At 35.0% G+C, this 15,039-nt stretch carries 12 protein-coding genes; 5 read left to right on the top strand and 7 right to left on the bottom strand.

Features of this window, described 5'->3' with window-relative positions; translation table 11 throughout:
* Positions 1–188: 188 nt before the first annotated feature.
* Positions 189–1,298, bottom strand: a complete 1,110-nt coding sequence (locus EL260_RS08985; protein WP_123859834.1) for an NAD(P)/FAD-dependent oxidoreductase — start codon at positions 1,296–1,298, stop codon at positions 189–191.
* 153 nt (positions 1,299–1,451) lie between these two features.
* The gene (locus EL260_RS08980; RefSeq protein WP_123859833.1) at positions 1,452–2,801 is read right to left on the bottom strand and encodes an AAA family ATPase; all 1,350 of its coding nucleotides are present in this window, start codon (positions 2,799–2,801) and stop codon (positions 1,452–1,454) included.
* A gap of 195 nt (positions 2,802–2,996) precedes the next feature.
* On the opposite strand from EL260_RS08980, the gene EL260_RS08975 reads away from it, so the two are divergent.
* Positions 2,997–3,647, top strand: a complete 651-nt coding sequence (locus EL260_RS08975) for a hypothetical protein (protein WP_123859832.1) — start codon at positions 2,997–2,999, stop codon at positions 3,645–3,647.
* On the top strand, positions 3,644–4,306 hold the full coding sequence (locus EL260_RS08970; RefSeq protein ID WP_123859831.1) for a hypothetical protein: 663 nt from the start codon (positions 3,644–3,646) through the stop codon (positions 4,304–4,306). The genes EL260_RS08975 and EL260_RS08970 overlap by 4 nt, the downstream gene beginning before the upstream one ends.
* 33 nt (positions 4,307–4,339) lie before the next feature.
* On the opposite strand, the gene msrB is transcribed toward EL260_RS08970, so the two are convergent.
* From msrB to EL260_RS08950, 4 genes are all read right to left on the bottom strand, one after another.
* Complete coding sequence (gene msrB / locus EL260_RS08965; RefSeq protein ID WP_123859830.1) at positions 4,340–5,440, bottom strand: peptide-methionine (R)-S-oxide reductase MsrB; 1,101 nt, start codon at positions 5,438–5,440, stop codon at positions 4,340–4,342.
* Positions 5,441–5,457: 17 nt separating this feature from the next.
* Complete coding sequence (locus EL260_RS08960; RefSeq protein ID WP_123859829.1) at positions 5,458–5,907, bottom strand: DUF417 family protein; 450 nt, start codon at positions 5,905–5,907, stop codon at positions 5,458–5,460.
* 80 nt (positions 5,908–5,987) lie between these two features.
* Positions 5,988–6,257 carry a hypothetical protein gene (locus tag EL260_RS08955; RefSeq protein ID WP_123859828.1) on the bottom strand — a complete coding sequence of 90 codons (270 nt, stop codon included), beginning with the start codon at positions 6,255–6,257 and terminating at the stop codon, positions 5,988–5,990.
* A 2-nt stretch (positions 6,258–6,259) separates the two neighbouring features.
* Positions 6,260–6,811: a sigma-70 family RNA polymerase sigma factor gene (locus EL260_RS08950; RefSeq protein WP_123859827.1), complete on the bottom strand. Its 552-nt coding sequence runs from the start codon at positions 6,809–6,811 to the stop codon at positions 6,260–6,262.
* A 610-nt stretch (positions 6,812–7,421) separates the two neighbouring features.
* On the opposite strand from EL260_RS08950, the gene alaS reads away from it, so the two are divergent.
* Complete coding sequence (alaS, locus tag EL260_RS08945) at positions 7,422–10,025, top strand: alanine--tRNA ligase (RefSeq protein WP_123859826.1); 2,604 nt, start codon at positions 7,422–7,424, stop codon at positions 10,023–10,025.
* A gap of 113 nt (positions 10,026–10,138) precedes the next feature.
* Here the strand turns inward: alaS and EL260_RS08940 are convergent, their stop codons facing one another.
* Positions 10,139–11,185: a serine hydrolase domain-containing protein gene (locus EL260_RS08940; protein ID WP_228445379.1), complete on the bottom strand. Its 1,047-nt coding sequence runs from the start codon at positions 11,183–11,185 to the stop codon at positions 10,139–10,141.
* 340 nt (positions 11,186–11,525) lie between these two features.
* Between EL260_RS08940 and EL260_RS08935 the strand changes: the two genes are divergently transcribed.
* On the top strand, positions 11,526–13,004 hold the full coding sequence (locus tag EL260_RS08935) for an alkaline phosphatase PhoX (protein ID WP_123859825.1): 1,479 nt from the start codon (positions 11,526–11,528) through the stop codon (positions 13,002–13,004).
* 64 nt (positions 13,005–13,068) lie between these two features.
* Positions 13,069–14,883 (top strand): cytochrome-c peroxidase, encoded by a 1,815-nt coding sequence (locus EL260_RS08930; RefSeq protein ID WP_123859824.1) that lies wholly within the window; start codon positions 13,069–13,071, stop codon positions 14,881–14,883.
* Positions 14,884–15,039: the final 156 nt, after the last annotated feature.

The following is a 15,039-nucleotide window of genomic DNA, read 5'->3' as shown; positions in this document are numbered from 1 at the left end:
CGAGTTTTTAGGGTGTGAGATATGGGGTATCTTAGTTTAAAGCTCAAGGTTTAAGATGCAAAGTTTCAGATTAAACAAAAGTATTTTATACCCAGTCTTACATCTTTACTCTTTCAATTTTTATAGATCTAAAGTTAAATACTTAGAGTGTAAAAGGTTTTGATTTCTCATCACTAAGTCTCTTTCCTCTATTCTATCATTTCTCTTACAGCATCTCCAATTTTTGGTGCCAGCGCAACTCCCATTCCGGAAAGTCTTACTGCACAAAACTGTCTGTCTGAAAGCTGTTTTACAATAGGGGTTTTCTCATTCCCCATCGCCATAATTCCTGACCATCGTAAAGCGATTTTGAAATCCTGATGGGGCAAAATGACTTCTTTTAAAAAATTTTCTAAGTGGCGCTGCAAAAATTCTGTTGTTTCAAAAGCTGTTGTTTCTTCAGTTTTAAAATCTTGATTCCTTCCGCCGCCTAACAAAACTCTGTTTCCTATATTCCTGAAGTAATAAAACCCTTCATCATAATGAAAAGTACCTTTTAGCTTTAGATTTTCTAGAGGTTCAGTCAGCAGAATTTGTCCCCGAGCAGGAACTATATTTTCCTTTTCAAGAAACGTTGAACTAAAAGCATTCGTACAATGAATTACTTTGTCTGTTTTTACTGAAATAGCTTCTGAAAAACAAATTTTAATTTCATCATCAGTTTCTTCTATATTTTGTACTTCAGTTCCAAACAAAAACTCAATTTTCAATTCATGACATCTTTCTAAAAGTTTCTGTACTAACTTTCCAGAATGCAGGCTTCCTTCACATGGATTTTCTATTAAAAATTGAGATTTACCCAATCCAAATTCTTTTATTTTATGCTGTTGTAAGGAATATGTCTCTTCAAGTCCGGTGATGAATTTCAGCTTCTCATTAACTTCGCTTATATGAAGTAAAGGTTCATCATTATTCAAAATTTCGTATCCTCCATTAAGGTCAAAATCAATTTCGCTGTTTTTAAAATATTGTCTGATTTTTTGAAGTCCATCAAACCTCATTTTAACAAGATCCAATGTTTTATCCCAGCCCATTTTTCGGGAATCAGCAATAATTTCTGTAAGGCTTCCAAAGCATGCAAAACCTGCATTCCGTGTTGAAGCACCCAGTGGAATAGCATTCCGCTCAATAACAAGAATAGATCTTTGAGGGTATTTTTCTTTAATTGATAACGCCGTCCAAAGTCCGGAGAATCCTGCCCCAATAATGACAATATCTCTTTTACGATAAAATGTTTCCTGTTCCCAAATGCTGACCATGAGTAATAAGATGATTAGATGATAGACGAAAGATAATAGATGGAAAGATAATAGATGGAAAGACAATAGACAAAGAGATGATTGAGGAATAACAACCTTCTATCCTAATACCTCATAATTCCTTAATCCTGAGTCTCGTAACACACATCCCGACTACTCTTCTTTCTCTCCGTTATGCTGAAACCCAATGGCACGTCTGGGTTCTTCAACCACTTTGTAAGTTTCTAGTTCATTTTTCAGAGCCTGAATTCTAAACTGGAATTCGTCAAAGTTATTGATGATAGCATCTGCCAAAAACCGAGCTACCTGATCCAGGTATTCTTCTGTAAGTTTTGCTGCAGCATCCCGTAAAGCTCCATTAATAAGTTTCTGGTCTATTTTAAGCTTTTCATTTCGGGTTCTTTGGTAAAGGTTTTTGATCCTTTTCTTTAAACTTTGGGTAAAATCAATAAGCATGGTATTGCTAAAGGCTTTCATTCTTGATGAAACTTCATGCCAGAAAGGGACCTTATCTGCTTTATTATTTTTTAAGATTTTATACAGTAGAGAGTCTTCTTCAAGTCCTCTTGTCATTGCGTATAAGATGATCTCTGAACGTTCAGAAGCATTAGGCGGAAATATTGGAATCATCACATCAAACCTTCCGGGTGCTAAAATTTCCTCATCAATTTCGGATACAGAATTAGCAGAACCTACCATTAGTACGCCTTCTTTTTCAAATTTTCCGATATAATGAAGAATCAGTTCCTGAGCTTCCAGGTTACAGGACGCAATATCATTATCTGCCTTTCTTTCCATCATAATTTCATCAAAATCATCAAGGAAAAGCAGCATCTTATTTTCTTTCATCATAGTTAAAAGAAAATCACTAAAATTGATATGGTTCCCGTCAATCAGTGAAGTCCCTAAATAATGTTTTTTCACTTCTTTAAACTGATAGCCTATGATTTCAGCAATTTTATTGGCCCAGAAAATCTTACCGCTTCCGGGAGGGCCATACAGAATAATTCCTGCCGGTTTATTGATGCCCCAATCTTTGATCTGCTGCGGATTTAAAAATGGTTCAAGAACCGCTGATGTGTAGAAAAACAAATCTCTGTAGCCTATAAAATCTCTTTTCTGCAGACTGGTTTTGTGTCCGAAATAATCATATACAAACTGATAATTTCCACCCAGTTTATTATCGATGCCATAGCTTGAAATCGAAGATTTGAAAAAGCCATTATCAAAAATATTAGGATTATTATCTTTTATCACCTTTTCAACTTTCTCCTTTGGTTGATTGATAACTTCAGCAATCTGTTCCAAGGTTTTATCTTTATCCAGGTCCTTTTCGTATAGTCTTAAAAAATCTACATTTTCACGGGCAAATTTCTCAAAATCTTCCTTTACTTCAAAGTTGGTACTGACGCAGTCTACTAATTCAAGATCAAAGTCCTGTATAAACTGTTTTATCGCTTCTGCAGAGACATTGAGTTCTTCTGCGAGTTCAATTAACTTCATAATTCCCTATTAGTTCTATCAAATTTAATATTTTAATCTTGAAAGTCTATGAAAGTATCAGAATTTAATATCATTTTAATCCAATTTTTATCAATCCAACCCTATTTTTTATTCAATTTTGTTAAATAGTAAAGTTCTCTGGTAATTTACTTTTTCATTTTGACATAATTTTCTATTTTTATCAAAACGAAGGGAATGAAAAAAATATACTACTTTCCAGGCTTGATAAGTGCTGTCCTAATACCTATTTTATTCTGGTATTATGGAAGTCAAAAGTTTGAAGAAATTAATGTTTCAGTAATGGATATTGGTCTTCCTGCGAAAATAAGAGACAGTAATGACACATCATATTTTACCTTTGAGTCTCTTAGAAACTGGGATTACAAGAAAATAAATATAGCCTCTGGTACAGCCAAAGAAAATTCAAAACTATATGTTTCTGAGCTAAAGAACCTCCAAAAAAGAAATGATAAAGAGACGGGAATAGAATTTATTTTAGATCAAAATAATACATACGGTGATTTTGTTTCTCTTCTCAACGATATGTCTATTGCAAAACAGGCTACGTATGCATTAGATCTTGAAAAGACAGGACATCTTTTTGCAACAGTTGAATATAAAGATCCTAATCGTACAGCTCCAGAATTTGAATGCCTCCTCTGTAATGACAATATTTCCATACCTGGAAAAGCTTATGCTCCCAATCTTTTTGACAAAATGCAACAACTTTATACAGGCATTCCTAAAGATGTCTATTCCTTTATTTTTGGGTTTCTTTTATTTTTGAATATATCCATGTTAAGCATTAAAGAAAACCTTCAGATTCACAAAAAAAGAGCAGTATGAAAAGAGTATATTATCATCCGGGACTGATCAGTGCTTTAGTTATTCCTGTTTTGCTGTGGCATTTCGGAAACCGAAAAATTGAAGAAATAACCACTTCAGTGGTGGATATCAGCATCCCGCCCAAATTAGATAAAGACAAAAGCAATTATAATGATGTTCTTGAACCATTAAGAAACTGGAATCTCAAAAAAATAGAAGTTTCCGCTGGTAAAGCAAAAGAAAACTCAGATGCATACGTTTCAGAAGTCAATGCTCTACAACAAAGAAATGAGAAACAAACCGGCATAGAGTTTATTTTAGGGAATGAAAACACCTATGGAGATTTTGTTTCTCTGCTTAATGATATGCATATTTCCAGACACGAAGAATATGCGATAGATCTGGAAAAAACAGGAAATTTACTTGTCCCTGTTACTATTGCTTATCCAAATCTACCAACAGGACCTTGTGAACTTTGTGATGATGTCATTTATAGAATAGATGACGGTTCCATTGTCAGCGACATCCCAAAGCCCAACCTTTTTGAAAAAACTCAGGCATTTTTCTCTCACCTGACCAAAGAGGCTTATGTTATTATCGCAGGATTCCTGATATTATCTTATATTTCTATATTAAGTTTTAAAGAAAGGTATCAATCCTCTACATACCATTTAAAATAAAAGGCTGCCATGTGGCAGCCTCTTTCTTTCAATTTACTTTTTATCTAACAACGGAAGATATTTTCCGTATCCTTTCGTTTCCATTTCAGCTTTGGGAATAAATTTCAGAGAAGCACTGTTGATACAGTAACGAAGTCCTCCTTTATCCTCTGGTCCATCTGTAAATAAATGTCCTAAGTGAGCATCTCCGGTTTTACTTCTTACCTCTACCCTTGTCATTCCATGAGTACGATCCAGTTTTTCATCAATCAAACCTTTAGTGATCGGTTTTGAGAAGCTTGGCCATCCGCAGCCTGATTCAAATTTATCGGTAGAAACAAACAAAGGCTCTCCTGTAGTAATATCTACATAAATTCCCTCACGGGTTTCGTTCCAATATTCATTTTGAAAAGCTCTTTCGGTACCGTTTTCCTGCGTTACATTATATTGTTCTGCTGTCAGTTTTTGCTTTAAAGCTTTTTTATCCTGCTTTTGATACGTTGTTGCTTTTGGAAGTGGGTTGGCTTTTTTCGCCATTTCAAAAAGTCCCGGTTCAATATGACAATATCCGCCGGGGTTTTTATCTAAATAATCCTGGTGATAGTCTTCCGCTTTATAGAAGTTTTTCAAAGCAATAGTTTCTACCACAACCGGTTTGCTATATCCCTTTGCCAATTTCTGAACTTCATTTTTTACAAGGGCCTCATCAGCTTTATCAGTATAATAAATTCCTGTTCTATATTGGTCTCCTCTATCATTTCCTTGCTGATTAAGGCTCGTAGGATCAATAGTTTTAAAATATAAATCAATTAACAGCTTCAAATCCACTTGCTCAGGATCATATTTCACTTTCACTGTTTCTGCGAATCCTGTTGTGTGGCTTACCACTTCTTCATAGGTTGGATTCTGAGTTTTTCCGTTGGCATATCCTACTTCTGTTCCTACAACCCCACGAATCTGCTGAAAGAAATGCTCTGTTCCCCAAAAACATCCACCTGCAAAATAAATTTCCCTGACATTTTTATTATCCATAATTTCCTGTTTTTCTTTTTTTATGTCTGTTTCAATAGGCTTATTCTTTTTAAAAAGCCCGCTTCCGGCAGCAAAGACTGCAATACCCAGAACAATTCCGAGTACAATTAATATATTTTTCATATTTAGCTTTTTATTCATTATTTATTTTTTTCTAATATCATGAATCCAAACCCTAAAAGCATTAGATCTTTTAAAATAAAAAAGTCTGTAACAGGAACTCCATCTACTATTTTCCACATTCCCGGAGTCGTAAATAAATAACTTAATGTCACCAGAAAAGTAACCACCATTCCTATTCCTGCATATCTTTTTAGTACAGCAAATTTCGCACTAAATATCAGTAATAAAGCAATGATAATTTCTATCACTCCGATAAGATTTGATACAGTCTGGACGCTCATTATCTTATATACGAAAAAGGTTAAGAAATGGTTTTCCACCAAAGGCTTTATAGCTGCTGCTTCAGTTGGAGTAAATTTGAAAACCCCAATCCAAAGCAATATAAGCGCTGCTCCGAAAAGAGAAATATAATACCCCAGGGAATACGTTGATGGATGTTTATCCGATTGATTTACTGTTCCGATCATTTTTTTAGATTTTGAATTAATACTTTTATTGTTTTCAAAAGTATAGTCGGAACTATTTCAAAATCCTGACAAAATTTTTCTTAGAAATCTAGTTTTTCAATCATTTTATTTTTAAAATCCTGAATTTCAGATTCATTAATTTCAGCATTTTTTTCTGTCAATGTCTTTTTAAAAATCTTATCCAGTAACTTCAGCTTTTCATTATAGGCCTTACACCATTTACAGATAGCAATATGAAGACTCAATCTCCTGTTTTCTTTGGGAGAGATTGTTTGGGCATTACGCTTTTCCATCAGCAAAGTGGCTTCACTGCATGGCAAAAATAATATATGTAGAATGTTTCTTATCATCTCTATACTTTTGAAAACCAGTTAAACTCCAGACATTCTCTAAGCTGCATCCGGGTTCTTTGAAGGATCTTCCAAAGATTAGTCGTGGAAACATTCAATTCCTGACTCACATCGGGTGCTTTTTTTTCTTCGAGATAATACATTTTTAGTAAAATTTTCCATCTGGCAGGCAATTCTTCGATGCATTCTTCAAGTGTTTTGTTAAATTCCTGATTGTCTAACAGTTCAGATTCTGTGGAAACATTCCAGTCATTCAACACATCATTATTTTTCCATGACCCTGACTCATCAAAAAAGTGGTCCAGCCTTACATTGGGCTCAGATTTATATTTTTTCCGGTAAAAATCAGCAATTTTTCTCTGAAGAATAGCCATAAGCCAGGTGAGTGGCTGGCTCTTCCCTTCAAAAGAATCATAATTGGAAAATGCAGCAATAAAAACATCCTGAACAACATCCTGAGCATCTTCTTTATTGGAAAGCATATATAAAGCTTTCTTCAAAAGCGGTCCGGAATATTGATCTATCCAGCTTTTCAGCATTTCGTTTTTCATCATTATAATAGGTTGTTCTTATCTTATTTCAGATCTTAACGAAGGTAATAAGTTAAATGGAAATGACAAAAATTTTCTTGGAGTGAATGCTTTGTTGTTGGAAAACGTAAAGACGCAAGATTTCAGATCATGAAACTATTTTTAAGGCGCAAGGATTTTATCTCCGGTAAAATTCTACATTGTTGTATTGGCTACTAATGCACGAATAACCTTATTCTATGGGTTTATGTATAAAGAAGATAGTTCGTGAATTTGTGCCAAAAATTAATGTTAGTCTTTGCATGTATCCGTAAAATAAAAAATGATATTTAATAGGTAGTTTTTACCTATTGTCATTTTGACGAAGGAAGAATCTCATTGATGAATTTAGATTCTTCGTTTCACTTCGTTACATTCGGAATGACAGAGCGAAATAATAAATTAATATAAAATTAGAGTTACCATAAAAATTTAAGAGTCTATAAGAGCATATATTCCTAACCATGAGTAATTATTATGTCCGGCATTTGATAAAACATCCTTGAAAATATCAAATATTGGATATTAAATCACCTAAAAATCTTAAATTTGCATCTTATCAAAATTTGATATTAAAAAAAGCAAAAGCAATACTATGACATCACAAGAGATACGTCAAAAATTTTTAGACTATTTTAAAAGTAAGGAGCACCTTATCGTTCCTTCAGCTCCTATTGTGCTGAAAGACGACCCTACCCTTATGTTTTCCAACTCAGGAATGACGCAGTTCAAGGATTTTTTCCTTGGCTACAAAACACCTACGGCCCCAAGAATTGCCGATACACAGAAGTGTTTAAGAGTTTCAGGAAAGCATAATGATTTGGATGATGTAGGTAGAGATACTTACCACCACACCATGTTTGAAATGTTGGGGAACTGGTCTTTCGGGGATTACTTCAAAAAGGAGGCTATTGCTTTTGCCTGGGAATTACTGACTGAAGTATACGGAATACCAAAAGAGAATTTATACGTAACGATTTTTGAAGGAGATACATCTGAAAACCTTAACAGAGACCAGGATGCTTATGATTACTGGAAATCTCATATTTCAGAGGATAGAATCATCAACGGAAATAAGAAGGATAACTTCTGGGAAATGGGCGCAAGCGGACCTTGTGGACCTTGCTCAGAAATTCATATTGATTTAAGAACTCCGGAAGAAAAAGCTAAAGTTTCTGGTTTGGAACTAGTAAACAACGATCATCCTCAAGTGGTGGAAGTTTGGAATCTCGTTTTCATGGAATTTAACAGAAAAGCAGATGGTTCTCTGGAAAAATTACCTGCTCAACATGTAGATACAGGAATGGGCTTTGAACGTCTTTGTATGGCGCTTCAAGGGAAATCTTCCAACTATGACACTGATGTTTTCACTCCGCTAATTGCGAAGGTTGAAGAACTTTCAGGGAAAAAATATACAGGAATTTTAGAAGATGAAAAAGATATTGCCATTCGTGTAGTTGTCGATCACATCAGAGCTGTCTCTTTTGCGATTGCAGACGGACAATTGCCTTCAAACGGAGGAGCGGGCTATGTTATTAGAAGAATTTTGAGAAGAGGAATTTCTTATTCTTATCGATTCTTAGATATGAAAGAACCCTTCCTTTACAAATTGGTTGCTGTTCTTCAGGAACAAATGGGAGCTTTCTTCCCTGAACTTGAAAAGCAAGGAACTTTGGTAACAGAAGTCATCAAAAGTGAAGAAGATTCATTCTTAAAAACTATTGAAAATGGTCTGATCAGAGTTGATAAATTGATTCAACAGACCATTGCTGATCATCTGAAAGTATTACCAAGCGAAGAGGTTTTTGAATTGTATGATACCTATGGTTTTCCTGATGACTTAACAAGAATTATTGCTGAGGAAAAAGGATTAACGATTGATGAGAAAGGATTTGAAGCTGAAATGAAGAAACAAAAGCTTCGTTCAAAAGCGGATTCTGCTCAGAAAGTTTATGACTGGGTAACATTAGAAGAAAAACCTGAAACATTTGTTGGATACGACCAGATTGAATCTGAAACCTATATTACAAGATACAGAAAGGTAGAAAATAAAGACGGAGAATTTTATCAGGTGGTATTAAGCAGCTCTCCTTTCTACCCTGAAGGTGGTGGACAGGTTGGAGATAAAGGGGTGCTTGAGAATGCCACTGAAAGCTTCGAAGTACTGGAGACTAAAAAAGAAAATGGATTAATCATTTCTTTGATTAACGGTCTTCCGAAAGATGCAGGAGCTCTTTTCTATGCTAAAGTAAATGCAACAGACAGAAAGAACTCTCAGGGTAACCACTCTGTAACTCACCTTTTACATGAGGCATTAAGAGATGTTTTAGGAACTCACGTGGAGCAAAAAGGTTCTTACGTAGGTCCTGATTATCTGCGTTTCGACTTCTCTCACTTTAATAAAATGACTGAAGAAGAAATCGCCTTAATTGAAGAAAAAGTAAATCACAAAATCAAAGAAAGTATTGCATTACAGGAATTCAGAAGTATTCCAATTAAGGAAGCTTTAGAGAAAGGAGCAATGGCTTTATTTGGTGAAAAATATGGAGACCATGTGAGAATGATCCAATTCGGAAGTTCTAAGGAACTTTGCGGAGGGACTCACGTAAAAAATACCAGTGAAATCGGTCACTTCAAAATTACTTCTGAAGGTTCTGCAGCGGCAGGAATCAGAAGAATTGAAGCTATTTCAGGAGACCAATCAGAAGAATACTTCAAGAGTCTTGAAAAACAGATGATTGAACTTTCTCAATTGCTGAAGTCTAAAGATGTTGTAAGATCTATCGAGAAATTAATCGAGGAAAATGCATCATTAAAATCTGAAGTTGACGCTCTTAAAAAAGAAAAGGCAAAAGGAGAAATCGGTGATTGGAAAAATGCTTATGAGCAGAAAGGTAACAAACAGTTATTAGTAAAAAAGACTTCTTTAGATGCTGGATCTGTTAAAGATATTGTATTCCAATTGAAGAAAGAGATTCCAACTTCAGTAACGATCATTCTTTCTGATGCGGATGGCAAACCAATGATTACTGTAGGAGTTTCTGATGATCTGGCAGCAGATTATCAGGCAGGAGCTATTGTGAAAGATCTTGCTAAAGAAATCCAAGGTGGTGGTGGTGGAAATCCTGGTTTTGCTACGGCAGGTGGTAAAAACCTTGATGGATTGGAAAACGCTTATCAGAAAGCTTTGAATATTTAATTAATTCCTATAAAATATTACCGCTTTGCGGCTTTAAGGATTTCATTATCCTGAGTTAATATAAACAATAATCCCTTTCAATTTTTGAAAGGGATTATTTGTATTTGCTAAATTTAGTTTACCTGTAAGTCATCATACAAATTATCAACTACTTTTTCTAAAATTTCTCCTGTTTCATTAAAGCTGGTATTGGTCAATATGGATATTCCTATATTTTGTTTAGGATAAATCACAAACCAATTCTGCATTCCGTATATGCCTCCATGATGTCTATAGATTAATTTATTACCATTTTCTATGATGTACCAATGATAACCCTCCCAAAAATCAGAACCTTCTTTATATAATTTTTTATGAGATTCATTGACAATAAGATTGGATGGGTTAAGTTGCAATTTCATATATTTCACTAAATCCGGAGCCGTAGAGTGCAATCCTGAAATTCCACCCCATAAAGTTCTTTTGAAGTTAGGCATTGCCTCATTTTTATCGTTATAACCTTTTACTAATCTTGTTCGGTCATTGTCATTGAGTGTAAACTTGGTTTGGTTCATTTTATTGGGTTTCAAAATAAATTCAGTGACCAAGTCCTCAAAAGGTTTGTGATACACTTTTTCAAGTATATAGGCTGTCACCTCAGGAGCTGTATTTGAATAGTAATATTTTTCACCAGGTTTCGTTTCAATTTTGATGAGCTTTAATCCTTCAAAAAAGGCCTCTTTATTTTCGCTTTTTATTGGAAAATTAGGAAATCCACTTGTATGGGTGATGAGGTGCTTGATTCTTATAGGTTCACCTTTAAACTCTAAATTAGGATAAGGGTCGTCAAGATAGATTCTAATATCATCATCCATATTTATTTTTTTATCAAGTACGGCTTTAGCAGCTATATAACCTGTAAAGGTTTTAGTTACAGAAGCTAACTCATAAAGTGTAGAATCGTTGGGCTTATTTCCTTTTCCAATCGTTAATTCTCCAAAATGTTTTATGGTGGATTCGCCATTTTTAAGCACCGCAACGGAAACAGAATGAAATCTTTTGTCCTCTAATAATTGAAGAGCATTTTTTGTTATTGCATTTTCAATATTCTGTTTACTGACTTGCTGGACACTTTTACACCCGACTAGGGTAAAAAATAAAATAGGGATAAAATATTTCATGGTTATAGTTTAGTTTTCTGATTAGGCGGTTAAATAGTGCATAACATTTGATTTTCCGCAATGCGTTAATCCAAATTATAAATTTGTTAAAAATAAATAATTATCCATTAAGAAAGTAATTTTATTCACTTAGGGTAAAGGGTCTTGCAAAAAAAACAAGGTGATAGTGGAAATCCTGGTTTTGCTACAACAGGCAATAAATTATTTATAACTGTTCTAATTATTGACTATTCCTTAACAAACTCTTACCTAATCTTAAACTATTTGTTTTCTCTCCGTAAAGTCTAATTAACACTAGGTCTTTAGTTTTGTCATAATCGAAATTCAAAAAAAAGTAATTATGAAAATTAACAAAACTATTGGAGCCTTAGTCTTTGCTGCCTTTGCTTTTCAAAGCTGTAATGAAGATAATAACGGAGGTGAAAATACTCCTGTCAATGACAAGGTCAAAATTGAAAACTACTCTAAAGAGTCTGCTTTTGTGTATGGGATGACTGGCTTTGAGAACTTAAATATTACCACGCTTATTTCCAGTTCTGATGTTCTTCCAGGTTCTCCTGATTTTGTTTTCGGAGGACAGCCTGATGGAATGGGAATCATGAAAGACCCTAACTCAGACGGTTATCTGATGATTACCAACCACGAGATCAAACAATCAGTATCAAGAGTGTATCTGGATAAAACGTTCAGACCTGTAAAAGGGGAATATATTTTAAATGGGACCGGAGGAATGACAAGATTGTGCTCAGCAACATTGGCAACACCCGAAATTCATGGTTTCAGCGCCTTCCTTACTGCAGGAGAATCTGGTGAAGAAAGTATGGTTCATGCGTTGGATCCATTGGCACCAGCATCTCAGGCATCAGACAAAACCAGAGTAAAACCAGCCTTAGGAAAAGCTTCTATGGAAAATGCAGTTCCTCTTCCTAAAGATGTTTCTAATGGAAAATCTTATATCTTAATTGGGGAAGATCAGTCTTATTCTTCTTCTCACCAGTCTGCAGGACAGCTGATCATGTATGTAGCAGATACTCAGGGAGACTTGAATAACGGTAAATTATATGCACTGAAAAGAACAAATAATAACTATACTGAAACGGATATGACGAAAGGAAGCAACTATGATGTAGAATTTGTTGAGATTCCTAACGCTAAAAACCTTACCGGAGCTCAGATCAATCAGAAAAACATTGATAATAATGCCATCCGTTTTTCAAGAGTAGAGGATGTGGACTACAGAAAAGGAGCAGGAAAAGGAAGAGAGATTTACTTTACCGCAACGGGAGAATCTTCTGATGGTGTAAATCCAAAGCCGGGATTAACGATGTGGGGAAGAGTGTATAAGCTTGTTCTTAACTCCAGCAATATGTTGACAGGAAAATTAGAAGTAGTTGCGGAAGGAGATTCTAACCCTGGTAATAACCTGATTAATCCAGATAATTTATGTGTAACTGAAAACTATGTTTACATCCAGGAAGACGGAGATTCATATTATAAAGCAGCTAACCATGATTCACATATCTGGCAGTTGAATATCGCTACAAAGCAATATAAGCCATGGCTGAATATGAAACATAACAGAGGTAATTCTGCATGGAATACGGCATACAACCAATCCGGAGATCTTCAGAAATTCGGTTCATGGGAATATGGAGCAATGGTTGATATTTCCGATATCATCGGAGTTCCTAATACATTTGCTGTGAATATACATTCTCACACTTGGCAATTAGATAAATTTAAAAATCCTGACGGTTCTGGAGTCAACACCAATAAAGAAGGTGGACAAATTGTAATTATCAGAAACGTAGAAAAATAGTTTTAATTACTCTCTATTAATCAAAGTATCAACAGAAAATCACTGTTGATACTTTTTCATACTTATGAAGAAACTTTCAAAATATCCGATACTTCTTCTTTTATATTCTGCAACAGCTCTTTTTGTCCTTTCCTATTGTAAAAGTGAAAAACAGCAGCCAATATATGAAGACCTGGGTTCTGTAAAAAGCAGGATCATCACCACCAACACTGATTTTGAAAAACAGATCAATGAACTGAAAGCCCTTGTTTCTAAAGACTCTGATGAAAAGCTTCTTCAGGAGAAGTTTGAGAGTATCAGAAAGACTTATAAAAAAATGGAATGGGCCATAGAGTACTTCCTTCCCCACTCTGCCAGATTCATTAACGGACCGGCACTTCCTGAAATAGAGATGGATGAACACACAGAAATAGAACCTGAAGGACTGCAGGTTTTAGAAGAAATGTTTTATCCTTACCAGAAAGAGAATAAAGATGAGGTGAACCGAATGCTCAACAAACTCATCAATAAAAGCAATACCATAAAAACTAATTTCCAGGTCATTACCATTAGTAAAGACCAGGTTTTTGATGCTTTGAGGCAGGAAGCTTTCAGAATTTCCAGCCTGGGAATTTCAGGTTTTGACACCCCCATTTCTGGAGTGTTTTTAAAAGAAATCCCTTCTTCATTGGAAGGCATTAAAGAAACATTGGAACAAATATCTACCGACAGATCAAAAAATAAAGCCCTGAAAAGTATTATCACGGAGATCAATGCAGCTACAGAAATCCTGAAAAAAAATACTGATAAAAATACATTCGATTATGTCAACTTCATCCCGGATCATCTCAATAAGATCACTACGCTGTTGCTTGATTTTAAAAATCAGGAAAAAATCCCGGATGTGGAGGTAACGACAGCATTAAACAAAAATGCAGCTACATTTTTCTCTAAAAATGCTTTCAACCCTAATGCTTTCACTCCCGGAAAAGAATATGCTTTTTCTGAAGAAAAGGCGGCTCTTGGACAGCAGCTTTTTAAAGATAACATGCTATCAAATAACAACAACCGTAGCTGTGCAACATGCCACATTCCTGAAAAAGCTTTTACTGATGGTCTTGCGAAATCAATGTCGCTCGAAAATTCAGAACTTGCCAGGAATGCTCCTTCCCTCAACTATGCAGGATTTCAGCATGGTCAGTTTTGGGATATGAGGAAGGATGACCTGGAAGGGCAAAGCTCAGATGTGATCTCTAATAAAGAAGAAATGCATGGAGATTTAACGATCATTCTTGCTAAAATTAACCAAGATAAAAACTATCAGGCGGCATTTAAAAAGATTTATCATTCACAAAAGGCTGAGGTGTGGCAGCTTCAGAATGTATTGGCAAGTTATATACGTTCTTTAGCAAAATTCAATTCCAATTTTGATGAATATATGCAGGGAAATAAATCGGCAATGACCGAAAGTCAAAAGCGTGGCTTTAATCTATTTGTCGGGAAAGCCCAATGTGCGATATGTCATTTTATTCCCTTATTTAATGGTACCGTTCCCCCAACTTTCAAAAAAACAGAGCAGGAAGTATTGGGAATAGCTATCAATGGAGAAAATAAAACATTTGATAATGATCTGGGAAGAGGAAAGTTTCATGAAACAGTAGCTGCCTTACAGCATTCCTTTAAAACGCCTACTCTCAGAAACATTCATAAAACAGCTCCTTATATGCACAACGGAGGCTATACAACACTGAAAGAGGTCATGAATTTTTACAATAAAGGCGGTGGAAAAGGTTTCGGATTTAAGGTAGAAAACCAAACACTTTCTGATAGTCCGCTGCAGTTAACTGAACCTGAAATAGATGATATTATTGAATTTATGAAGGCTTTAGATGATCGATAGACAGTTCAACCTTAAAAAAGCGATAAAAACTCCTGAACAGATAGAGTTCGGGAGTTTTTTTATTGGAAATTATCGAAAAACATAGAAACACCATCTGAAAGAAGAATTTCAATCTGATGTTTTAGGAAAATATTCATCCTTATATTAGATTAAATC

The sequence above is a fragment of the Chryseobacterium nakagawai genome, from assembly GCF_900637665.1.
Lineage (GTDB): Bacteria > Bacteroidota > Bacteroidia > Flavobacteriales > Weeksellaceae > Chryseobacterium > Chryseobacterium nakagawai.
The sequence above is the reverse complement of the archived record's forward strand: the minus strand, read 5'-3'. Positions and strand labels throughout refer to the sequence as shown.